The 22452-nt window shown below is 63.6% G+C and carries 19 protein-coding genes and 1 pseudogene; 16 read left to right on the forward strand and 4 right to left on the reverse strand.

All coding sequences use genetic code 11. The annotated features are described in order from the left end of the window. Positions 1-76 precede the first annotated feature (76 nt). From hisN to RIN61_RS25085, 16 genes and pseudogenes are all read left to right on the forward strand, one after another. Positions 77-868: a histidinol-phosphatase gene (gene hisN, locus RIN61_RS25010; protein ID WP_313854801.1), complete on the forward strand. Its 792-nt coding sequence runs from the start codon at positions 77-79 to the stop codon at positions 866-868. A gap of 226 nt (positions 869-1094) precedes the next feature. Next, on the forward strand, positions 1095-1826 hold the full coding sequence (locus RIN61_RS25015; protein ID WP_313854803.1) for a hypothetical protein: 732 nt from the start codon (positions 1095-1097) through the stop codon (positions 1824-1826). 341 nt (positions 1827-2167) lie between these two features. Next, a complete protein-coding gene (benR, locus tag RIN61_RS25020; protein WP_112253984.1) occupies positions 2168-3124 on the forward strand; it encodes a benABC operon transcriptional activator BenR in 957 nt (318 codons plus the stop codon). Between the two features lie 103 nt (positions 3125-3227). Continuing rightward, a pseudogene (locus RIN61_RS25025) lies at positions 3228-3473 on the forward strand (RHS repeat-associated core domain-containing protein); the annotation flags it as partial. Between the two features lie 536 nt (positions 3474-4009). Next, entirely contained in the window at positions 4010-5368 is a 1359-nt protein-coding gene (benA, locus tag RIN61_RS25030) for a benzoate 1,2-dioxygenase large subunit (RefSeq protein WP_112253986.1), read from the forward strand. Next, entirely contained in the window at positions 5365-5850 is a 486-nt protein-coding gene (gene benB / locus RIN61_RS25035) for a benzoate 1,2-dioxygenase small subunit (protein ID WP_004374327.1), read from the forward strand. Before benA ends, benB begins: the two co-directional genes overlap by 4 nt. 72 nt (positions 5851-5922) lie before the next feature. Then, positions 5923-6933, forward strand: coding sequence for a benzoate 1,2-dioxygenase electron transfer component BenC (gene benC / locus RIN61_RS25040; protein WP_112253987.1), 1011 nt, complete (start codon positions 5923-5925; stop codon positions 6931-6933). A gap of 146 nt (positions 6934-7079) precedes the next feature. Then, positions 7080-7841: a 1,6-dihydroxycyclohexa-2,4-diene-1-carboxylate dehydrogenase gene (locus RIN61_RS25045; protein WP_112253988.1), complete on the forward strand. Its 762-nt coding sequence runs from the start codon at positions 7080-7082 to the stop codon at positions 7839-7841. Between the two features lie 56 nt (positions 7842-7897). After that, a complete protein-coding gene (locus RIN61_RS25050) occupies positions 7898-9247 on the forward strand; it encodes an MFS transporter (RefSeq protein ID WP_313854809.1) in 1350 nt (449 codons plus the stop codon). A 29-nt stretch (positions 9248-9276) separates the two neighbouring features. Then, positions 9277-10191 (forward strand): catechol 1,2-dioxygenase, encoded by a 915-nt coding sequence (gene catA, locus RIN61_RS25055; RefSeq protein ID WP_207878976.1) that lies wholly within the window; start codon positions 9277-9279, stop codon positions 10189-10191. Between the two features lie 158 nt (positions 10192-10349). Then, positions 10350-11549 carry a benzoate/H(+) symporter BenE family transporter gene (locus tag RIN61_RS25060; RefSeq protein WP_207878978.1) on the forward strand — a complete coding sequence of 400 codons (1200 nt, stop codon included), beginning with the start codon at positions 10350-10352 and terminating at the stop codon, positions 11547-11549. Positions 11550-11603: 54 nt separating this feature from the next. Continuing rightward, complete coding sequence (locus tag RIN61_RS25065) at positions 11604-12854, forward strand: OprD family porin (protein ID WP_313854812.1); 1251 nt, start codon at positions 11604-11606, stop codon at positions 12852-12854. Between the two features lie 114 nt (positions 12855-12968). After that, positions 12969-14045 (forward strand): metal-dependent hydrolase, encoded by a 1077-nt coding sequence (locus RIN61_RS25070; RefSeq protein ID WP_112253993.1) that lies wholly within the window; start codon positions 12969-12971, stop codon positions 14043-14045. 3 nt (positions 14046-14048) lie between these two features. Further along, positions 14049-14741 carry a TraX family protein gene (locus tag RIN61_RS25075; protein WP_112253994.1) on the forward strand — a complete coding sequence of 231 codons (693 nt, stop codon included), beginning with the start codon at positions 14049-14051 and terminating at the stop codon, positions 14739-14741. An 86-nt stretch (positions 14742-14827) separates the two neighbouring features. Continuing rightward, complete coding sequence (locus RIN61_RS25080; protein WP_207878980.1) at positions 14828-15739, forward strand: LysR family transcriptional regulator; 912 nt, start codon at positions 14828-14830, stop codon at positions 15737-15739. Positions 15740-15839: 100 nt separating this feature from the next. Next, the gene (locus RIN61_RS25085; protein WP_112253996.1) at positions 15840-16820 is read left to right on the forward strand and encodes an LLM class flavin-dependent oxidoreductase; all 981 of its coding nucleotides are present in this window, start codon (positions 15840-15842) and stop codon (positions 16818-16820) included. Positions 16821-16966: 146 nt separating this feature from the next. Here the strand turns inward: RIN61_RS25085 and nemA are convergent, their stop codons facing one another. The 4 genes from nemA to RIN61_RS25105 all read right to left on the reverse strand — a co-directional run bounded on the left by nemA (position 16967) and on the right by RIN61_RS25105 (position 22428). Further along, positions 16967-18064, reverse strand: a complete 1098-nt coding sequence (gene nemA, locus RIN61_RS25090) for an alkene reductase (protein WP_112253997.1) — start codon at positions 18062-18064, stop codon at positions 16967-16969. Between the two features lie 235 nt (positions 18065-18299). Beyond that, positions 18300-19310 (reverse strand): aldo/keto reductase, encoded by a 1011-nt coding sequence (locus RIN61_RS25095; protein ID WP_313854818.1) that lies wholly within the window; start codon positions 19308-19310, stop codon positions 18300-18302. Between the two features lie 71 nt (positions 19311-19381). Then, positions 19382-20902, reverse strand: coding sequence for an FAD-dependent oxidoreductase (locus RIN61_RS25100; protein ID WP_207878984.1), 1521 nt, complete (start codon positions 20900-20902; stop codon positions 19382-19384). 197 nt (positions 20903-21099) lie between these two features. Next, positions 21100-22428, reverse strand: coding sequence for an MFS transporter (locus RIN61_RS25105; RefSeq protein WP_112254000.1), 1329 nt, complete (start codon positions 22426-22428; stop codon positions 21100-21102). Between the last annotated feature and the right edge of the window lie 24 nt (positions 22429-22452).

The following is a 22452-nucleotide window of genomic DNA, read 5'->3' on the forward strand; positions in this document are numbered from 1 at the left end:
CTAGACCGCGCCGGGCTGCATGAGCACCTGACGTCGGGTATGATGCGGGCCCCATCATTTTCACGAGGCCCGCCCCATGTCCCTGAGCGCTGAACAGATCGGCGAATTCCGTGCCTTCGCCGAGCAGCTGGCCGATGCTGCTGCTGTGGCGATCAAGCCATACTTTCGCGCCAGCCTGGACGTCGAGGACAAGGGGGGGCGGCTGTACGACCCGGTGACGGTGGCCGACAAGGCCGCAGAGGACGCCATGCGCGAGCTGATCCAGGCACGCTATCCCGAGCATGGCATCCTCGGCGAAGAAGCCGGCGTTGCAGTGGGCAGCAGCCCGCTGACCTGGGTGCTCGACCCGATCGACGGCACACGTGCCTTCATCACTGGCCTGCCGCTGTGGGGCACATTGATTGCCTTGAATGACGGCACGCGCCCGGTAGTCGGAGTGATGAACCAGCCGTTCACCGGCGAGCGCTTTGTCGGCACCCCGGAAGGCGCCTGGCGCGGCGGTACGCCACTGAAAACCCGTGCGTGTACTGACCTGGCTTCGGCCACGCTGATGTGCACCACGCCGGACATGTTCGATACTGCCGAGCGCAAGGCCGCGTTCGAAGCCGTTGCCGGCAAGGCGCGCTTGATGCGTTACGGTGGCGATTGCTATGCCTACTGCATGTTGGCTTCGGGCTTTGTCGATGTGATCGTCGAGGCGAGCCTGCAGCCGTATGACGTGCAGGCGCTGATGCCGATCATTGAAGGGGCGGGGGGGGTGATCACCGCCTGGGATGGCAGCAGTGCGCAGGATGGCGGTTGTGTGGTGGCCTGTGGTGACCCGGCGCTGCATGCGCTGGTGGTGGAGATGTTGCGGCACGCCATGTGATTCATGTGTTGCCTGTGCCGGCCTCTTCGCGGGTAAACCCGCTCCCACAGGTTCTCCACAGATGCTGAAAACTGTTTAGTAACTTGTGGGAGCGGGTTTACCCGCGAAGAGGCCGGCACAGGTATCCAAAACCCCCGATCACCGCACTTTTTCCGATTTCCGGGCTCTATGCTTGGCCAGGCCACACTGATCCTCGGTGCGGCCGCCGAATATCGACCCGGTGCCGATGGTTGCAAGCAATCCCAATGTCCTCTCCCGTCTGCTGCTGGCAGGCACCCTCACATGCCTGTGTGCCTGCACCCAGCAGCAGGGGCGCGACATGCTCGACCAGTTCGGCAACGGCAAGCCCAGCGAACTGTTCCAGACCAGCGTCGACCGCCTGGCCACGCTGTCGATGCGCGACAACCTGCAGAGCTTGTACCTGCTGATGAACAAGCTGTACCTGCGCAACCCCAACCAGTGGAAGATGTCTGGCTACGTGGATGCTGCCACTGCCGAGCGGCAGATCCGTATCGCCATCGAGCAACGCCAGCCCTTGCCGCAATTGGGCAACCGTCGTGATCTTGCAGCCTTGAGCTACGCCCTGAGCCCCGAGTTTCGCGGTGACCGGGTCGGTGCCTTCATCTACGCCATCGGCAGCATGCTGATCACCGCGCACGGCGGCCGTACCGAGTTCTACATGACCGATACCATCGACCCGCTGTTCGTCAACAACGCGGCGCGCAATATCGAGAAGGCCACCTGGATGTTGAGCCAGCGACAGGATGCCAATGGTGTGCTGCTGTTGTTCTCCAACGAGATCTCGGAAGAGGGCAGCAACCTGAGTTTTGCCGTGGAGTTCGGCAAGATCGTGGCGCGGCTGGACTTGCTGGCGGAGTTGCTGGATGAGCGTTATCGGCGCATTGGTTTGAATTACGCACAAAGCCTGCTGTTGATGAATTTCTTGCCGGTGCAGTGAATTGGGCTGGCCTCTTCGCGGGTAAACCCGCTCACACAGGTACCTTACCCCTTCAGGCTGGTGGTATCTCTGTGGGAGCGGGTTCACCCGCGAAGAGGCCAGCACAACCGTTCGATAAACGAACACTGACCCTGTCCTGCCTGTCCGCTATCCGCCCATCCATTCCCAAGGTCGCATTGCCCAACCCCCGCCTTTTTGCTTAAGTGTGCCCATCCACCGGCTGTCGCCTGCCCCCGCGACCCGCAGCCGGCTCGATAGAATGACTGTGACGACCGCAACCACAGCCCACCGGGCCGTAGGGAGCGGCAACCAGAACAATAACGATACCGAGTGCCTTGCCTATGGAAAGCCGCCTGCTGAGCGAGCGCAGTAGCGTGTTTCATCACGCCGACCCTTATGCTGTGTCCGATTATGTCAACCAGCACGTAGGCCAGCATTGCATCGGCTTGTCCCGCACCACTCATCCGCAAGCCAGCCTCAGCCACCGCAAGTTCGCTGAACTCGACCTGTGCCGCATCAGCTACGGCGGCAGCGTGCGCGTTACCTCGCCGGCACTGGAAACCATCTACCACCTGCAGGTGCTGCTCAACGGCAACTGCCTATGGCGCGGGCACAAGCGCGAGCATCATCTGGTGCCAGGCGAGCTGTTGCTGATCAACCCCGACGACCCGGTTGACCTGACCTACTCGGAAGACTGCGAGAAATTCATCCTCAAGGTGCCGACCCGGTTGCTGGACTCGATCTGCGATGAACAGCGCTGGCACCGACCCGATGGCGGGGTGCGGTTCTTGCGCAACCATTACCGGCTGGACGAGCTGGACGGGTTCGTCAACCTGCTGGCCATGGTCTGCCACGAGGCGGAGGTAATCGACTCGTTGCCAAGGGTACAGAGCCATTACAGCCAGATCGTAGCCAGCAAATTGCTGACCCTGATGAGTACCAATGTCCGTCGCCAAAGCCTGAGCGCCCCTCAAGCAGGCCTTGAGCGAATTCTCGATTACATCGAGCACAATCTAAAGCTGGAGTTGTCGGCTGAGGTGTTGGCGGAGCAGGCCTGTATGAGTTTGCGTTCGTTGTATGCGCTGTTTGACCAGCATTTGGGCACCACACCCAAGCATTACGTGCGTCAGCGCAAGCTGGAGCGGGTGCATGCGTGCCTGAGCGACCCGACTTGTGGCGTGCGCAGTGTGACGGAACTGGCCCTGGACTACGGCTTCCTTCATCTGGGGCGTTTTTCCGAGGTCTATCGGCAGCAGTTTGGTGAGTTGCCGTCGCAGACGTTCAAGCGGCGGGGATGACATCCGCCCGCTTGGCCACCTGACATTTCTGCCAGTTGTTTGCATTTCATGCACAACACACCATTTGCCTTATCGCGGGTAAAAGGTAGCAATCATGTCGACTTCATTGCAGTACACCGTTTATGGGCATGATGGATGCAGTCAATACGCACCAGTGCTGCGCTTCAGCGGGCAGAGAAAAGCGCCGGTTGCAGGGCATTATTTGCTGGGGAATGGATACCGTGCGTTCAATCCGGTTTTGATGAGGTTCCTCAGCCCTGACAGCTGGAGCCCGATGGGCGCTGGAGGGTTGAATTGTTACGTCTACTGTGCTGGGGATCCCGTTAATAATACTGACCCGAGCGGTCACTTCAAGCTTCCCCGAGTGCGGTTGCCGAGCGTTCGCCCTAAGGCAGGGTTTCACATGCGAAATACAGAATTCAAAGGGAAAACAACGACTTCTCCGGTAGTAAGCGAACGTATCGTGGGAACGGTCAATGAGCTGGGCCGTGGTTATGGGAATCAGTTGAGCCACATAATGACATCGGCGGAATGGTCTGATCCTCAAATTCTACTGGTGGAAGGCACCACGCTGAAACTGATCAGCAATTATGGAGAAAACTTGAAACGGGAAGCGGGTTGGGCAGTCAGCCAAGCTGCAGCACCTATCAGTTCGCAGAGTCGACTAAGCGAGGCGATCGGCGTGCTCGTTCCGCTCTACGAAAAGATGAAGCTCGCCAAAAATACTCCTAGTGCAATCAGCTGGCTACATGACCCCAAACGGCAAATTCCGAACGTGCGAGATCCCGGCAAAGCTGGATAGCACTCTGCACAATCCGGATAGTCTCCCACCACCCGTCTCCCTAACCTGACCAGGTCTAAACAATAACAAGGGAGACCCTGGCCATGTCCCTGGGATTCGACTACCTCAATGCCTTGCTCGAGGACGACCGTGAAAAGGGCATCTACCGCTGCAAGCGCGAGATGTTCACCGACCCACGCCTGTTCGACCTGGAGATGAAACACATCTTCGAGGGCAACTGGATCTACCTGGCCCATGAAAGCCAGATCCCCGAGAAAAACGACTTCCTCACCCTGACCATGGGGCGCCAGCCGATCTTCATCGCGCGCAACAAGGACGGTGAGCTCAATGCCTTCCTCAACGCCTGCAGCCACCGCGGCGCCATGCTGTGCCGACACAAGCGCGGCAACCGTTCCAGCTACACCTGCCCGTTCCACGGCTGGACCTTCAACAACAGCGGCAAGCTGCTCAAGGTCAAAGACCCGAGCAACGCCGGCTACCCCGACAGCTTCAACTGCGACGGCTCCCACGACCTGACCAAGGTGGCGCGCTTCGAGTCGTACCGGGGCTTCCTGTTCGGCAGCCTGAATGCCGATGTCAAGCCGCTGGTCGAGCATCTGGGCGAGTCGGCCAAGATCATCGACATGATCGTCGACCAGTCGCCGGAAGGCCTGGAAGTGCTGCGCGGCGCCAGCTCGTACATCTACGAAGGCAACTGGAAGCTTACCGCCGAGAACGGTGCCGACGGCTACCACGTCAGTTCCGTGCACTGGAACTACGCCGCCACCCAGAACCAGCGCAAGCAGCGCGAGGCGGGTGAAGAGATCAAGACCATGAGTGCCGGCGCCTGGGCCAAGCAGGGCGGTGGCTTCTACTCCTTCGACCACGGTCACTTGCTGCTGTGGACCCGCTGGGCCAACCCCGAGGACCGCCCGGCCTACGAGCGCCGCGACCAGCTGGCCGCCGACTTCGGCCAGGCTCGTGCCGACTGGATGATCGAGAACTCGCGCAACCTGTGCCTGTACCCGAACGTGTACCTGATGGACCAGTTCAGTTCGCAGATCCGCATCGCCCGGCCGATTTCGGTCAACAAGACCGAAATCACCATCTACTGCATCGCGCCGAAAGGCGAGAGCGCCGATGCCCGCGCCAAGCGCATTCGCCAGTACGAAGACTTCTTCAATGTCAGCGGCATGGCCACCCCGGATGACCTGGAAGAGTTCCGCTCGTGCCAGACCGGCTACGGCGGCGGCACCGGCTGGAACGACATGTCCCGCGGCGCTGCGCACTGGGTGGAAGGCGCCGACGAGGCGGCCAAGGAAATCGAGTTGAAACCGCTGCTGTCCGGCGTACGCACCGAGGACGAAGGCCTGTTCGTACTGCAGCACAAGTATTGGCAGGAAACCATGATCCAGGCCCTGAAGGACGAACAGCAACTGATCCCCGTGGAGGCCGTGCAATGAGCCTGTATGAAACCGTGCGCGACTTCCTCTACCGCGAAGCGCGCTACCTGGACGATGCCCAGTGGGACCAGTGGCTGGAACTGTACGCCAGCGATGCCAGCTTCTGGATGCCGAGCTGGGACGATGACGACACCCTTACCGAAGACCCACAAAGCGAAATCTCGCTGATCTGGTACGGCAACCGTGGCGGCCTGGAAGACCGCGTGTTTCGCATCAAGACCGAGCGCTCCAGTGCGACCGTGCCCGACACCCGCACCTCGCACAACATCAGCAACATCGAGATCGTCGAGCAGGGCGAGGGCAGCTGCCAGGTGCGCTTCAACTGGCACACCCTGAGCTTCCGCTACAAGACCACCGACAGTTACTTCGGCACCAGCTTCTACACCCTCGACCTGCGCGGCGAACAGCCGCTGATCAAGGCCAAGAAGGTGGTGCTGAAGAACGACTACGTGCGCCAGGTCATCGACATCTACCACATCTGATCCAGGGTTTTGCGAGCGCTGCCCGGTGCGTCCCGCGACGTGCCGTGGCCAGGCTCGCCCGCGAGGTGCAACATGAGCTACCAGATCGCACTCAATTTCGAAGACGGGGTCACCCGTTTCATCGAGGCCAGCGGCCATGAAACCGTGGCCGACGCCGCCTACCGCCAGGGCATCAACATCCCGCTGGACTGCCGCGACGGCGCCTGCGGTACCTGCAAGTGCAAGGCCGAGTCCGGGCGCTACGACCTGGGCGACAACTTCATCGAAGACGCCCTGAGCGAAGATGAAGTCGCCGAAGGCTACGTACTGACCTGCCAGATGCGCGCCGAAAGCGACTGCGTCATCCGCATTCCGGCCTCGTCGCAGTTGTGCAAGACCGAACAGGCCAGTTTCGAGGCTGCCATCAGCGATGTCCGCCAGCTGTCGGCCAGCACCATTGCCCTGTCGATCAAGGGTGAAGCCCTTGGCCGCCTGGCGTTCCTGCCGGGGCAGTATGTCAACCTCAAGGTGCCGGGCAGCGAGCAGAGCCGCGCCTATTCGTTCAGCTCGCTGCAGAAGAACGGCGAGGTCAGCTTCCTGATCCGCAACGTGCCGGGTGGGCTGATGAGCAGCTTCCTGACCAACCTGGCCAAGGCCGGCGACAGCATGACCCTGGCCGGGCCGCTGGGCAGCTTTTACCTGCGGCCGATCCAGCGCCCGCTGTTGCTGCTGGCCGGTGGCACCGGCCTGGCGCCGTTCACGGCGATGCTGGAGAAGATCGCCGAGCAGGGCAGCGAGCACCCGCTGCACCTGATCTACGGCGTGACCAACGACTTCGACCTGGTCGAACTCGACCGCCTGCAGGCGCTGGCGGCGCGCATTCCCAACTTCACCTTCAGCGCCTGCGTGGCCAACCCGGACAGCCAGTACCCGCAAAAGGGCTACGTGACCCAGCACATCGAGCCGCGCCACCTCAACGACGGCGATGTGGATGTGTACCTGTGCGGCCCGCCACCGATGGTCGAGGCGGTCAGCCAGTACGTGCGCGAACAGGGCATCACCCCGGCGAACTTCTACTACGAGAAGTTCGCGGCGGCGGCCTGATTCCTTTTATCTCGAACATTACACCGCCCCCTGTGGGAGCGGGTTCACCCGCGAAGAGGCCAGCAGATACAGCGGCTTTGTCTTGTCGGACGTATTCGCGGGTAAACCCGCTCCCACAGGGGCAGCGAGAAGGCGGAAATTTGCATATGAACAACCGATTCCAAGGCAAGGTCGCCCTGGTCACCGGTGCCGCCCAGGGCATCGGCCGTGGCGTGTGCTGGCGGCTCAAGGCCGAAGGCGCGCAAGTGGTCGCGGTAGACCGTTCCGAACTGGTTCACGAACTGGCCGGCGAGGGCATGCTCACCCTCACTGCCGACCTGGAACAACATGGCGACTGCGCCCGAGTCATGGCCAGCGCCGTTGAAGCGTTCGGCCGCCTCGACATCCTGGTCAACAACGTCGGTGGCACTATCTGGGCCAAGCCCTTCGAACACTACGAAGTGGAGCAGATCGAAGCCGAAGTACGCCGTTCGTTGTTCCCCACCCTGTGGTGCTGCCATGCCGCACTGCCGTACATGCTCGAACGCGGCAGCGGCGCCATCGTCAACGTCTCGTCCATCGCCACCCGTGGCGTCAACCGCGTGCCCTACGGCGCGGCCAAGGGCGGCGTCAACGCGCTGACCGCGTGCCTGGCCTTCGAAACCGCCGGCCGGGGCATTCGTGTCAACGCCACCGCGCCTGGCGGCACCGAAGCGCCACCCCGGCGCGTGCCGCGCAACAGTGCCGAGCAGACCGAACAGGAAAAGCACTGGTACCAGCAGATCGTCGACCAGACCCTCGACAGCAGCCTGATGCACCGCTACGGCAGCATCGACGAGCAGGTGGGCGCGATCCTGTTCCTCGCTTCCGACGAAGCTTCGTACATCACCGGCGTGACCTTGCCGGTAGGGGGCGGCGACCTCGGCTGAGCGACCCTCAAGGCAAAGAGCTTTCTTTCACAACAAAAACAAGAGCGACAGATGCCATGCGAACCCTTGACGTACACCCGATCATCGATAATGCGCGCTTTACCCCGTTCCACTGGATGGTCATGGCCTGGTGCGGCCTGCTGCTGATCTTCGACGGCTATGACCTGTTCATCTACGGCGTGGTACTGCCGGTCATCATGAAAGAATGGGGCCTGACCCCGTTGCAGGCCGGTGCGCTGGGCAGCTATGCGCTGTTCGGCATGATGTTCGGCGCCCTGGCGTTCGGCAGCCTGGCTGATCGTATCGGGCGCAAGAAGGGCATCGCCATCTGTTTCGCCTTGTTCTCCGGGGCGACCATCCTCAACGGGTTTGCCAGCAGCCCGAGCGAGTTCGGCATCTACCGTTTCATTGCCGGCCTGGGCTGTGGCGGCCTCATGCCCAACGCCGTGGCATTGATGAACGAGTACGCGCCCAAGCGGCTGCGCAGCACGCTGGTAGCGATCATGTTCAGTGGCTACTCGCTCGGCGGCATGCTCTCGGCGGGTGTCGGCATCTTCATGCTGCCGCGTTTCGGCTGGGAATCGATGTTCTTCGCCGCAGCGGTGCCACTGCTGCTGTTGCCGGTGATTCTCTACCACCTTCCGGAGTCGATCGGTTTCCTGGTGCGCCAGGGCCGTACCGACGAGGCCCGCAAGCTGCTCAAGCAACTGGACCCGGACTGCGACGTGCAACCTGACGATGTACTGGTCGCCCCCGTGGGAGCGGGCTTGTCCCGCGAAAGGGCCGGCAAGTTCACCGGTGTAGTCGAACTGTTCCGCAACGGCCTGGCCATTCGCACCCTGGCGCTGTGGCTGGCGTTCTTCTGCTGCCTGCTGATGGTCTACGCGCTCAGCTCCTGGCTGCCGAAGCTGATGGCCAACGCCGGCTACAGCCTGGGCTCGAGCCTGTCGTTCCTGCTGGCGCTGAACTTCGGCGGCATGGCCGGGGCGATCCTCGGCGGCTGGCTCGGCGACCGCTACAACCTGGTCAAGGTCAAGGTGGCGTTCTTCATTGCCGCCGCGCTGTCGATCAGCCTGCTGGGCGTCAACAGCCCGATGCCGGTGTTGTACCTGCTGATCTTCATTGCCGGCGCTACCACCATCGGCACGCAGATCCTGCTGTATGCCGGCGCCGCCCAGTTGTACGGGCTATCGGTGCGCTCCACCGGGCTGGGCTGGGCCTCGGGCATCGGCCGTAACGGCGCCATTGTCGGCCCGCTGCTGGGTGGTGCGCTGATGGGCATCAACCTGCCCCTGCAACTCAATTTCATCGCCTTCGCCATGCCCGGCGCAATTGCCGCGCTGGCCATGGCCGTGCACCTGGCCAGCGGCCGCCAGCATGCCCAGGCCATTGCGGCGCAAGCGTAACTCCAGAAAACAACATGAGGTAATCCACCATGACCGTGAAAATTTCCCACACTGCCGAGGTGCAGCAGTTCTTCGAAGAGGCCGCAGGCTTTGGTAACGACGCCGGCAGCCCGCGCCTGAAACGCATTGTGCAGCGCCTGCTGCAAGACACCGCGCGGCTGATCGAAGACCTGGAAATCAGCGAGGACGAGTTCTGGCATGCCGTCGACTATCTCAACCGCCTGGGCGGTCATGGCGAGGCCGGGCTGCTGGTGGCGGGGCTGGGCATCGAACACTTCCTCGACCTGCTGCAGGATGCCAAGGACCAGCAGGCAGGCCTGGTCGGCGGCACCCCACGCACCATCGAAGGCCCGCTGTACGTGGCCGGTGCGCCCATCGCCGTAGGTGAAGTACGCATGGACGACGGCAGCGAGGAGGGCCTGGCCACGCTGATGTACCTGGAGGGCCAGGTGCTCGACCCGCAGGGCCGGCCGTTGCCGGGAGCCACGGTTGACCTGTGGCATGCCAATACCCGGGGCACTTACTCGTTCTTCGACCAGAGCCAGTCCGAGTACAACCTGCGTCGGCGCATCGTTACCGACGCCCAGGGGCGCTACCGCGCGCGCTCCATCGTGCCGTCAGGCTATGGCTGCGATCCGCAGGGGCCGACCCAGGAGTGCCTGGACCTGCTGGGGCGCCATGGCCAGCGCCCGGCGCATGTGCACTTCTTCATCTCGGCGCCGGGGCACCGACACCTGACCACCCAGATCAACCTGGCCGGGGACAAGTACCTGTGGGATGACTTTGCCTATGCCACGCGCGATGGGCTGGTGGGCGAGGTGGTGTTTGTCGAGGGCGAGGCGGGGCGGTATGCCGAGCTGAAGTTCGACTTCCAGTTGCAGCGGGCCCAGGGCGGTGCGGATGAGCAGCGCAGTGGGCGGCCGCGGGCTTTGCAAGAGGCCTGATCCAGCGGGTTTGCCGCTTCGCGGGTAAACCCGCTCCCACAGGTACGGCGAAAATGCTGAAACCTGTGCAGCCCCTGTGGGAGTGGGTTCACCCGCGAAGAAGCCAGCACAAAACAAGAGCCAGCCACAAAGGCCGGCCGCCGCCTTGCGAGATATTCATGAAAACCCTGATCAAGGACTGCTCCCTGTCGGCCCTGGTCGCCGGCTGCATTGCCACGATGATCTCCTACGCAGGCCCTTTGGTGATCATCTTCCACGCCGCAGAAGCCGCCGGCCTGTCCCATCGGCAACTGTCCTCCTGGGTCTGGGCAGTGTCCATGGGCAGTGCCGTGCTCGGCGCGCTGCTCAGCCTGCGCTACCGGGTGCCGGTGGTGATCGCGTGGTCGATCCCCGGTTCGGCGTTGCTGGTCACCGCCTTGCCGCAACTGGGCCTGGAACAGGCCGTAGGCGCCTACCTGGTGGCCAACCTGGTTTTGCTGTTGATCGGCATCAGCGGGGCCTTCGACCGCATCATCACGCGCCTGCCAGGTTCCATCGCCGCCGGCATGCAGGCTGGCATCCTGTTCAGCTTCGGCATCGAGGTGTTCCGCGCCTTGCCGGTGCAACCGCTGCTGGTACTGGCAATGTTCGTCACCTACGTGGTGATGCGCCGGGTGCAGCCGCGCTACGCCGTGGCGGCGGTGCTGTGCGTGGGCACGGTAGTGACCATGGCCAGCGGGGCGTTTCGCAGCGAGGCGTTGGTGCTGGAGCTGGCGTCGCCGCAGTGGGTCACCCCGCAGTTCAGCATGGCAGCGGTATTCAGCCTGGCACTGCCCCTGGTGCTGGTAGCCCTGACTGGGCAGTTCATGCCGGGCATGGCGGTGCTGCGCAACGCCGGCTACCCCACGCCGGCCAGCCCGATCATCAGTGCCAGCGCCCTGGCCGGCGCCGCGCTGGCACCGTTCGGTTGCCACGGGCTGAACCTGGCGGCGGTCACCGCCAGCCTGTGCACCGGTCATGAGGCCCATGAAGACCCACGGCGGCGCTATGTCGCGGCGGTGGCTGGCAGTGCGCTGTACCTGCTGTTGGGGATCGCCGGGGCCACGTTGATGTCGCTGTTCGCAGCATTCCCCGCCGCCCTGATTGCCGCCCTGGCCGGGCTGGCGCTGTACGGCGCAATCAGCGAGGCCTTGGCCCGCAGCCTGGCAGAACCGGCCGAACGCGATGCCGGATTGTTCACCTTCCTGGTCACCGCTTCGGGGGTGGCCTTCCTGGGTCTTTCGGCAGCGTTCTGGGGCTTGCTGTTCGGCCTGCTGGCCCATGCGTTGCTCAGGCTGCGCCAGCCACGTGCCGGGGAGGTGCTGAGCCGTACCCCATGAACCGCCGTGTTTCCAGCGCTTTAACCATAAAAACAAAATCAAGAGAGCTTCGGAATGAACCACACCCCTTGCGTCGCCCTGGGCCTGACTTTGCTCAGCCAACCGTTGCAGGCCGCCGAAGGTGGCTTCTTCGAAGATTCGAAGGCCACACTGAGTGCCCGTAACTACTACTTCAGCCGCGACTTCTCTGACATCGTCGGGGCCAACCGGCAATCCAAGGCCGAGGAGTGGGCCCAGGGCTTCATCCTCGACTTCAAGTCGGGCTACACCCCAGGCACGGTCGGCTTTGGCGTTGACGCCCTGGGCCTGCTGGGCATCAAGCTCGACAGCAGCCCCGACCGCACCAATACCGGGTTGCTGCCGGTGCACAGTGATGGCCGGGCCGCCGATGAATACAGCCGCCTGGCGCCCACTTTCAAGGCCCGGCTGTCCAAAACCGAATTGCGCGTCGGCGAACTGCAACCCAACCTGCCGGTGCTGACCTTCAGCGACATCCGCCTGTTGCCACCGACCTACCAGGGTGCAAGCCTGAGCTCGGCAGAAATCGACGGCCTGACCGTGCAGGCTGGGCACTTGAAGAGCACCCACCTGCGCAACGAAGGCGGAGACGGCAAGATGAACGCCATGCTCGGCCATGTGCCGATGCGCCAGGCAGAAAGCGATGCCTTCAACTACCTGGGCGGGGACTATGCGTTCAATGCCAACCAGAGCAGCGTCAGCCTGTGGTACGGGCAGCTGGAGGACATCTACGAACAGGGCTTTGTCGGCCTCAAGCACAGCAAGCCTGTAGGCACCTGGGTGCTCAGCGCCAACCTGGGGTATTTCACCGCACGGGAGGATGGCGATGCGTTGCTCGGCAACATCGACAACCAGGCGTTCTTCTCTATGTTCACTGCCCGGCATGGCGGGCACAGCTTCCATGCTGGCTACCAGGGCATCTATGGCGACAGCCCGTTCCCACGGGTATTCGCCAACATCTCGCCGCTGGGTAACGAAGTGCCGACCTATGAGTTCGCCTATACCGACGAACGCTCGTACCAGGTGCGCTACGACTACAACTTCGCGGCCATGGGCGTGCCGGGGCTGACGGCGACCGTGCGCTACATCACCGGTAACAATGTCGACACTGGGCTGGGTTATGAAGGGCGCGACCGCGAGCGCGACCTGGACATCGGTTATGCGGTGCAGGGCGGGATGCTGAAGGGGTTGGGGATACGGATGCGCAATGCCATGGCCCGGTCCAACTACCGCAGCGACATCGACGAGAACCGTCTGACGCTGGTGTATACCTGGCAGTTGTTCTGACGCATCCACAGGATGCCTGCGGGACCTCTTTGGGAGCGGCCATAACCAAGGGAATTGCGCATCAGGGCTGGATGAAGGTAGCTTCTGGAAACCACCTTTTCAGGAATGCCACCCTTGGACTCCATCACCCAGGCTGTACTCGGCGCGGCCCTGCAAGGTACCGTACTCGGCCGTATCCAGGGCCGCCGCTCGCTGCTGTATGGCGCGGCGCTGGGCACGCTGCCCGACCTGGACGTGATCATCCGCTACGCCGACCCGGTGTCGCAGATGACCTACCACCGCGGCTTCTCTCATTCCTTGTTCGTGCTCACCGGGCTGGCCTTGCTGCTGGCCTGGCTGGTCAACAAGTGCTGGCCAGGCAAAGGCTATACCTTGCCCAGGCTGTTCCTGGCGTTCTGGCTGGTGCTGGTCACCCACCCGTTGCTCGACGCCTTCACGGTCTACGGCACGCAGTTGTTCTGGCCTTTGCAGGGCACCCCGGAAAGCTGGGCGGCGGTGTTCATCATCGACCCGGTCTACACCATGCCGCTGCTGGCGACGGTGATTTACGCAATCATCAGAGGGCTGACGAGCAGGGCTACGCGGTTACTGACCCTGGCCTTGGTATTCAGCGCAGCCTACCTGGGTTTCGGTCTGGCCGGACGCATGGCGGCCGAGCAGCGGTTCCAGGCTGCACTCGATCGCCAGGGTATCGCCGTCAGCGAGGTACGTGCCGTGCCGTTAGCGTTCAACAGCCTGGTCTGGCGGGTGCTGGCCAAGACCTCGGATGGCGATTACTACGAAGGCATCAGCAGCGGGTTCGACCAGCAACCGCCCGAAATGCAGCGTTTGCCGCGTAACCTGCAACTGGCGCAAGCGCTGGCCGGGCACCCATTGCACCAGCGCTTGCGCTGGTTCACCGATGACTGGCTGCGCTACGACCAGGTCGGCGATGCGCTGGTGGTGAGCGACCTGCGCATGGGCATCCCGGGGAACTATACGTTCCGCTTCAACATGGCCCACCTTGACAGCCAGGGGCACTGGATTGCCGATGTGCCGTCCATGTGGGAGGGCGCGGGGCCAGGGGCGGCGTTCAATGGCGGCGACCTGGTGCTGATCTGGCGACGGATCGTCGAACAGCAACCACCTTTGCCGCTGGCTGCCTGGACCGATCGTTACCTGGGGCCCGCCACAGTCGAGCCCGGGCGCTGAGGCATGCGTTCAGCCGGGCTGGACCTGGTCAAGTGGACGGCGATGCTGACCATGGTCGCCGACCACCTGCGTTTCCTGTGGCCTGCTGCCGATGGCCTGTTCGTACTGGGCCGGTTGGCGTTTCCGCTGTTTTGCCTGGCGATTGCGGTGAATGTGGGGCGCTCCAGAGGAGGAGCGCTCCATACCCGCGGCAACCTGCGTTATCTGGGGTTGATGCTGGTGTTCACGGTGCTGTCGGAACCTGCGTACCGTTGGCTGGACAGTGGTTCGCCAACATTCAGCGTGATGCCGACCCTGGTGTTGGGTTTGCTGGTTGCCTGGGGTATACATCATCCGTCGAGATCGGCGCGAGTGCTTGGCGTTGCCGGTCTGCTTGCAGGGTGGCTGCTAAGTGAACAGCTGATGTACGGACTGCCGGGGGTGATGCTGCCGGGCGCATGGTTGATGGCCCGCCGAACAGGAGGGGCGGCCTGGTTGTTGCCTTGCCTGTTGGCCATGGGCGGGAACCTGACCAACAGCTGGTTGAAGGAGCATCTGCTGGCGCCAATTACCGTGCTGACGCTTATTGCTGCAGCCTTGGCCATTCCGGTCGGATTGCTGTTGCTGCGTCATGATGATTGGCGGGTGCCAGCAGTCGGACGTTGGGGTTATCTGTTCTATCCGGTACATTTATTGGTGATCAAGGTCTTCGCTTGATCGCTCTGGCAGCCTCGACAGTCCTGCTTGCATTTCACAGACTCACACCCCATCTAAGCCGGCCGCATCAGATTCAGGAACCACCCATGGAACCCAACCGCTTCGGCGACATCGCCGCCTTCGTCAGTGCCGCAAAGGCCGGTAGTTTTACCGCTGCCGCCGCCACCTTGGGCCTGACGCGCTCGGCGGTGGGCAAGAGCATCGCTCGTCTGGAGTCGCGCATGGCCGTGCGCCTGCTCAACCGCACCACGCGCAAGCTGAGCCTGACAGACGAGGGCCTGGTCGCCTACGAGCGCTGGCGGCAGATTCTGGATGACCTGGACGAAGTGGAAAGCACCATGGCCCAGCGCCGTGGCAAGCCCACCGGCACTCTGCGCCTGACAGCACCTCTGTCGTTCGGCCAGCGCCATGTACTGCCGATTCTCGACCAGTACCTGAAGCAGTGGCCCGAGCTGCGCGCGGATATCCGCTTCACCGACCGTTTCGTCGACCTGGTCGAGGAAGGTATTGACGTTGCGGTACGTATCGGTGCACCGAAGGAAGACTCGCAACTGTTGACCCGCACGGTGGCCTGGCAGCAGTTCGTCACCTGCGCCTCGCCCGCGTACCTGGACACACGCGGCGCACCGCAGGTGCCCGGCGACCTCTACGGCCACGACAAGATCGCCTTCCTGGCCGGCGAGAAGGCCATGCCGTGGCGCTTCCATACCGAAGCGGGGCTGCATCTGTGCGAAGACCCCGGGCGGCTGAACATCGACAGCTCCGAGGCGATGCTCGATGGCGCGCGGGCGGGTTTCGGGCTGATTCACCTGCCCACCTACATCACTGGCGACGACCTGCGCACCGGCACCTTGGTGGAGGTGCTGCAAGCCTATCGGCCGCCGGCGGACCCGATTCGCATCGTGTACCCAAGCAAGCGCCACCTGTCGCCACGGGTACGCGGTTTCATCGACCTGCTGGTAGCCAGCTGGGAACCGGGTGTGCCCTGGGAATACTGATTGGGGACTGACAGGCCCCTGTGCCGGGCCAGAAGCCGGGTTTATCGCTGGCTGCGCAGCAGGGAAACTGGCAGTCACTGATAATCCCTGTGGAGACCCCATGACTGCACTGTCCGTACTGGACCTGGTCATGATCGGTGAAGGCAAGACCTTCGCCGACGCGATCGAAGAGTCCCGCCAACTGGCGCGCCATGTCGAGCAACAGCAATACAGCCGCTACTGGATCGCCGAACACCACGACATGCCGGGCATCGGCTCGGCCGCCACGTCACTGGTCATCAACGAAATCGCCAACGCCACCCGGCAAATCCGCGTTGGCGCTGGCGGCATCATGCTGCCTAACCATGCGCCGTTGGTGGTGGCCGAGCAGTTCGGTACGCTCGACACCCTGCACCCGGGCCGCATCGACCTGGGCCTGGGCCGTGCACCGGGCAGTTCCGGCCCGACCGTGCGCGCCTTGCGTGGTGCTGCGCCAGAGCGCGACTTCAGCCAGGACATCGCCGAACTGCGCGACTACCTGGCTGACAATGGCAAACGGCGGGTGCGCGGCGTGCCGGGCTCGCACGACGTCCCGGTGTGGATCCTCGGCTCCAGCCTTTTCGGCGCCGACCTGGCAGCGAAACTGGGGCTGCCCTATGCCTTCGCCTCGCACTTTGCCCCGCGCTACCTGCTGCAGGCCATTGCCCACTACCGGGCCAACTTCCAACCTTCGGCCCAACTGGCCAAACCGTACGTGATGGTGGGCATGAACCTGTTTGCCGCCGACAGCGATGCCGAGGCGGATTACCTGGCCAGCTCCCATCGCAAGTGGATGCTGGACTTGCATGTCGGGCGCTTCGGCCTGCTGCCCAAGCCGCAGGAGGGTTATGTCCAGAGCCTGCCGGACCATGAGCGCGCCGTACTTGAGCAGGTGATGGCCTGCACCGTGGCCGGCGGGCCGGAGCGGGTAAGGGAAGGGTTGCGCACGCTGATCGAGCAGACCGGCGCGGATGAACTGATGATCGACTGCCGCATCTACGACCCGCTGGCGCGGCAGCGTTCGCATGCCTATGCCGCGCAGGCCCTGGCGCAGTTGGTTTAAAGCTACCGGCCTCTTCGCGGGTGAACCCGCTCCCACAGGATAATCACAGGCTTGAACTTTGTGGGATCCCCTGTGGGAGCGGGTTCACCCGCGAAGAGGCCGGCACAGGCAACAAAAAGGGAGCCCATGAGCTCCCTTTTTCAGCATCAAGCCTGCTTCAGGAACGGATAATCCGTATACCCCTCAGCCCCATTGGCATAATCGAACTGCGCTCGGTGCGCATTCAACGGCGCCCGCACCCGCAACCGCTCTACCAGGTCCGGGTTGGCAATGAAGCTGCGCCCGAACGCTACGGCATCGATCAAGCCACGCCCGATCAGGTCTTCACCTTTCTCGGCGGTGTAGGCACCGGCAGCAATGATCACCCCCGGGTAGGCCGCACGAATCGCCTGGCGGAATTCGTCACGCAGCGGCTTGCCGCCGGCCCAGTCCGGTTCGGACAGGTGCAGGTAGGCGAGGTTGCGCTTGGCCAGTTCGCGGATCAGGTACAGGCCTGCGGCTTCCTGGTCCTCGCCATTGTCCACGCCATTGAAACCACCCAGCGGGAAAACTCGGATACCCACGCGCTCGGCGCTCCAGCTGGCAATCGCCGCATCCACTGCCTCAAGCACGATACGCGCACGGTTCTCGACGCTGCCGCCGTAGCGGTCTTCGCGTTGGTTGGCGCTGGGGGTGAGGAACTGGTGCAGCAGGTAGCCGTGGGCGGCGTGCAGCTCGATGAAGTCGAACCCGGCTTCACGGGCATTGGCGGCCGCCTGGCCAAAGTCGGCGACGATACCGGCGATTTCCGCCTCGCTCAGCGCTCGCGGCGCAGAGGTTTCCACACGCATCAGGTTGCCGTGCTCGTCACGCAGGGTAGTGCGGGCAGCTGCCGGCAGCGCCGAAGGTGCTACCGGGGCTTCGCCGCCGGGTTGCAGGGAAGTATGCGATACCCGCCCGGTGTGCCACACCTGCACGGCGCTGTGGCCGCCATCGGCGTGGATGCCCTCGTTGACATGCTTCCAGGCGGCGATCTGCTCGGCGCTGTGGATGCCCGGCGAGCCGGAATAGCCTTTGGCCTGGAAGGAAATCTGCGTGGCTTCGGTGATGATCAGCCCGGCGCTGGCGCGCTGGCGGTAATACTCGGCCATCAGTGGGGTAGGCACGTCACCTGGCTCCAGGCTGCGCAGGCGGGTCAGGGGGGCCATGAACACGCGGTTGGGCAGGGTGAGCGGGCCGACTTTCAGGGGTTGCAAGAGTTTCATTGCTGCTCCAGAGGTGGGAAACCAATGGTGCGCACGATACCGAGGTGATTGGGGAAAGGGGGGACCGGAAGCCTGGCATTGGGCTCCCCAATGGTTTGTTCTAGCAGCTTGGATGTCGCCTGTTCCGGCCTCTTCGCGGGTAAACCCGCTCCCACAGGAGTTGCACAGGCCCTGAAGGCATAGGTGATCCTGTGGGAGCGGGCGTGCCCGCGAAGAGGCCCGAACAGGAGAACGATCAGCTGCGGGCCAACCGCCCACTCACATAATGCGCCACATCATTGAACCCCGGCGTCGACGCATGCCCCGGCGTGACAAGTGAATCAATGAACGCTTCGTCCTCCGCGGTAATCTTCACCGCCAGCGCGCCGCCATAGGTATCCCACTGCTCTTCCGTCCGCGGCCCGACGATGGCCGAACTGACCGATCGGTTGTTCAGCACCCAGGCAATCGCGAACTCGACGATACCCACGCCCTTGGCCTCTACATAGGCCTGGATCTGCCGGGCAATGGCCAGCGACTCCTGGCGCCATTCCACCTCCATGATGCGTTTGTCCTGGCGCCCGGCACGGCTACCGGCATCCGGCACTGCGCCTGGCGCATACTTGCCGCTGAGCACGCCCCGCGCGAGCGGGCTGAACGGCACCACGCCCAGGCCATGGGCGGCCGCAGCGGTGAGCTGCTCCGGCTCGGCCTGGCGGTTGACGATGTTGTACAGCGGCTGGCTCACCACCGGCCTGGGCACGCCCAGGCGCTCGGCAATGTGGCAGGCTTCGGCGATGCGCCAGCCACGGAAATTGGACACGCCCCAGTAGCGGATCTTGCCCTGGCGCAGCAGGTCGCCGATGGCCTGCACGGTTTCTTCCAGCGGCACCTTGTGGTCTTCGCGGTGTAGGTAGTAGACATCCAGGTAGTCCATGTCCATGCGCGTCAGCGTGGCATCGAGGGCATTGAAGATGTGCTTGCGCGACAGCCCGCTGCGGTTGGGCAGGCCATCGGCCGGGCCAAAGCCGACCTTGCTGGCCACGATCCAGTCCTGGCGATGGCGGGCCACCGCTTCGCCGACGATTTCCTCCGCGCGTCCGGAGTTGTACACGTCTGCGGTGTCGATGAAGTTGATACCCTGGTCCCAGGCCTTGTCGATGATGCGCAGGGCATCCTCGGTGCTGGTCTGCTCGCCGAACATCATGCTGCCCAGAGTTAGTGCGGAAACCTGCAGGCCACTGTGGCCGAGGGGGCGGTAGATCATGCGCTTGGGTCCTTGTGCGGTCGGCTGAGCTACCCGTTTTACACACAACCGGGGCGCAATGAAAGGCAACCTCAACCGATCAGCGCCAAGGCCTCCTGCAAGGTCAGCGGACGCTTCAGGCGCTGCGACAGCGTCGCCATGGCATCGGAATAGCCTTTGGCAATGACCGCCTCGACCCGCTCATCTACGCATTGCAAGGCGATGAAGTCGCCTTTTTCCGGCTCGCCGACGAACTCGATACGGTTCCAGTCCCGCGCATGGCCCAGTACTTCGTAGGTGCGGCCGTGCTGGTAGGTCCAGAAGAACGGTACATCGGCGTAGCGGCGCTGCTCGCCGAGCATGTTGGCGGCGGCGATCACCCCATGTTGCTGGGCCAGGCGCCAGTGTTCGATACGCACCGGGCGCCCGCTGAGCGGGAAGGTGGCGATATCCCCCGCGGCCCACAGGCCATCTGCAGCGCGCATTTCAGCGTCGACTCGCACCGATTTGTCTTCGCTCAGCAGCACGCCTTGGATAAAAGCGGTCGCCGGTCTTACCCCGGTGCCCAGCAGCACCAATGGCGTCTGTAACCGCTCACCGTTGGCCAGCAGCACCGCCTCGACCTTGCCTTGGCCTTCGATCCGTTCGACCTCGGTGGGGCCGTGGAAGATGACCCCCTTGCGTTCGTGCAACTCGCGGATGCTACGGCCGATGCGCTCGCCCAGCTGGCGGGCCAGGGGGACCTCGTGGCGGGTGATCAGGTGCACCTGCACGCCGTACTTGCGCAAGGCCGAGGCGGCTTCCAGGCCGATGAAGCCGTCGCCGACGATCACTGCCGGCTGGCCGGGCTCGGCAGCGTCCAGCAGGAGCGCGGCATCCTCCCGTGAACGCAGGGTAAATACACCGGGCAGCCCCACACCCGGGATATCGGGCCGCAGCGCCTTGCCGCCGGTGGCCAGCAGGCAGGCGTCATAGTCGATCTGCTGGCCGTCGGCCAGTGTGAGCTGGCGTTTCTGGGTGTTCAGGGTACGCACCTTGCCATGCTTGCGTTCCAGCTGGCCTTTGCGCAGCGCGTCGGCTTCGAGCAGGCCCGGCACTTCATCGGGCGGCATCTGCCCGGCGATCACGAACTTGCTGAGGGAAGTACGATCGTAGGCTGGCTGGCGCTCCTGATCGACCCAGACCAGGCGGCCGGCAAAGCCATGGGCCAACAGGGTGGCGACTGCGGCACTGCCTGCGGCACCGGCGCCGACCACCACGAAGCAACGGGCATCACTGTGGCGGGGCGGCTCGGTTCTGGGCAGGGGTTGGTCGTCGACCCAGACCTCGTCACCCTTGACCCAGGTTCGATAGCGACGCAGGTCGGCCAGGGCCGGCGGCTCGCAGACCGCGCCCTCGTCCACGGCGAACGCGGCCTTGTGCCAGGGGCACACCAGCAGGCCGCCACACACCATGCCTTCATTGAGTGGTGCGCCTTCGTGGGGGCAGTTGCCCTGGTAGGCGTGCACCTGGTCGCCCTGGCGGATGAGGATGATTTCTTCGCTGCCGGCCTGCACGCGCAAGGGGCGGTGCTCGTCAAGTTGGGCCAGGCGGGCCACGGCGTGCTGGGTCATGAAGGCTCTCCAAAGGGGGCTTTGGAACCATTTGACGCCTGGGTCGGGGAGGGGATGCGTTGAGCTGACGATCGGTGGAGGGTGTGGATTGTGTGTGGTCTGGGCGGGCCTCTTCGCGGGTGAACCCGCTCCCACATGGATCCCACAATCTTCAAGTTGGTGGTGATCCTTTGGGAGCGGGTTCACCCGCGAATGCCTCAACTGGCCCTTGCAGTACTCAGCGCACCAGCCCGGGTAACCCGCAAGGCCACCAGGCTACCCAGCACGATCAACGCCGCCAGCGAATACAGTGCGGCATCGGTCGAGCCGGTCTGATCCTTGATGAAGCCGACCAGGTACGGGCTGAGGAAGCCAGCCATCTGGCCCACCGAGTTGATGATCGCAAGGCCCGCGACAGCCGCGCCAGCGCTGAGCAGTGCGGTGGGCATCGGCCAGAACATCGGCAGGCCGGTGAGCGCGCCCATGGTGGCGATCGACAGGCCGAGGATGGCAATGGCCGGGTTGCCGGCGAAGTTCACCGCGATCAAGAGCCCGATGGCGCCCATCAGCATCGGTACTACAAGGTGCCAGCGGCGCTCGTTGCGCAGGTCGGCCGAACGCCCGCAGAGGATCATGAACACACCGGCCAGCAGGTACGGGATGGCGCTGAGCCAGCCGATCAGCAGCGGGTTGTCGAAGCCCATGTTCTTGATGATCGACGGCAGCCAGAAGTTGATCGCGTACACACCGCTCTGGATGCAGAAATAGACGAAGCCGAAGGTCCAGATCAGCGGGTTGGTCAGCACGGCGAGCACGCTGTCGCCGGTGGTGCTCGGCTTGCCTGCGGCATCGGCTTCGAGGTCGGCAGCGATCAGCTGGCGTTCGGCCGGGCTCAGCCAGGCGGCTTTCTGGTAGCCGTCACTGAGCAGGAACACCGCCAGTACACCCAGGGCGACGGTCGGCAGGCCCTGGATCAGGAACATCCATTGCCAGCCGGCCAGGCCGTGCTGGCCAGCGGCGAAGTGTTGCAGGATCCAGCCGGAGAACGGCCCGCCGAGCAGGCCCGATACCGGGATCGCCGACATGAACAGGGCCATGATGCGACCGCGACGGGCCGCCGGGAACCAGCGCGAAAGGTACAGCACCACACCCGGGAAGAAGCCGGCTTCGGCGGCGCCGGTCAGCAGGCGCAGGGCGTAGAATTCGGTGGGCGTGGTGACGAACAGCAGGCAGGTGGAGAGGCTGCCCCAGGCGATCATCATCAGCGCGATCCAGCGTCGCGGGCCGAAGCGGTTGAGCGCCAGGTTGCTTGGTAGGCCGCAGAGCACATAGCCGATGAAGAAGATGCCGGCGCCAAGGCCGTACACCGTTTCGCTGAACTTGAGGGCGTCGAGCATCTGCAGCTTGGCAAAGCCGACATTGACGCGGTCCAGGTAGTTGAACAGGTAGCAGATGAAAATGAACGGAATCAGCCGCAGGGTGATGCGCCGGTACAGCGCGTTGCGGTTGGTGTCCGTGCCTTGGTCAGGGGCGGGGCTGTATGCCATGATCGGGTTCTCTGTTGTTATGGT

Origin of the sequence: Pseudomonas inefficax (assembly GCF_032164165.1) — a bacterium.
Lineage (GTDB): Bacteria > Pseudomonadota > Gammaproteobacteria > Pseudomonadales > Pseudomonadaceae > Aquipseudomonas > Aquipseudomonas inefficax.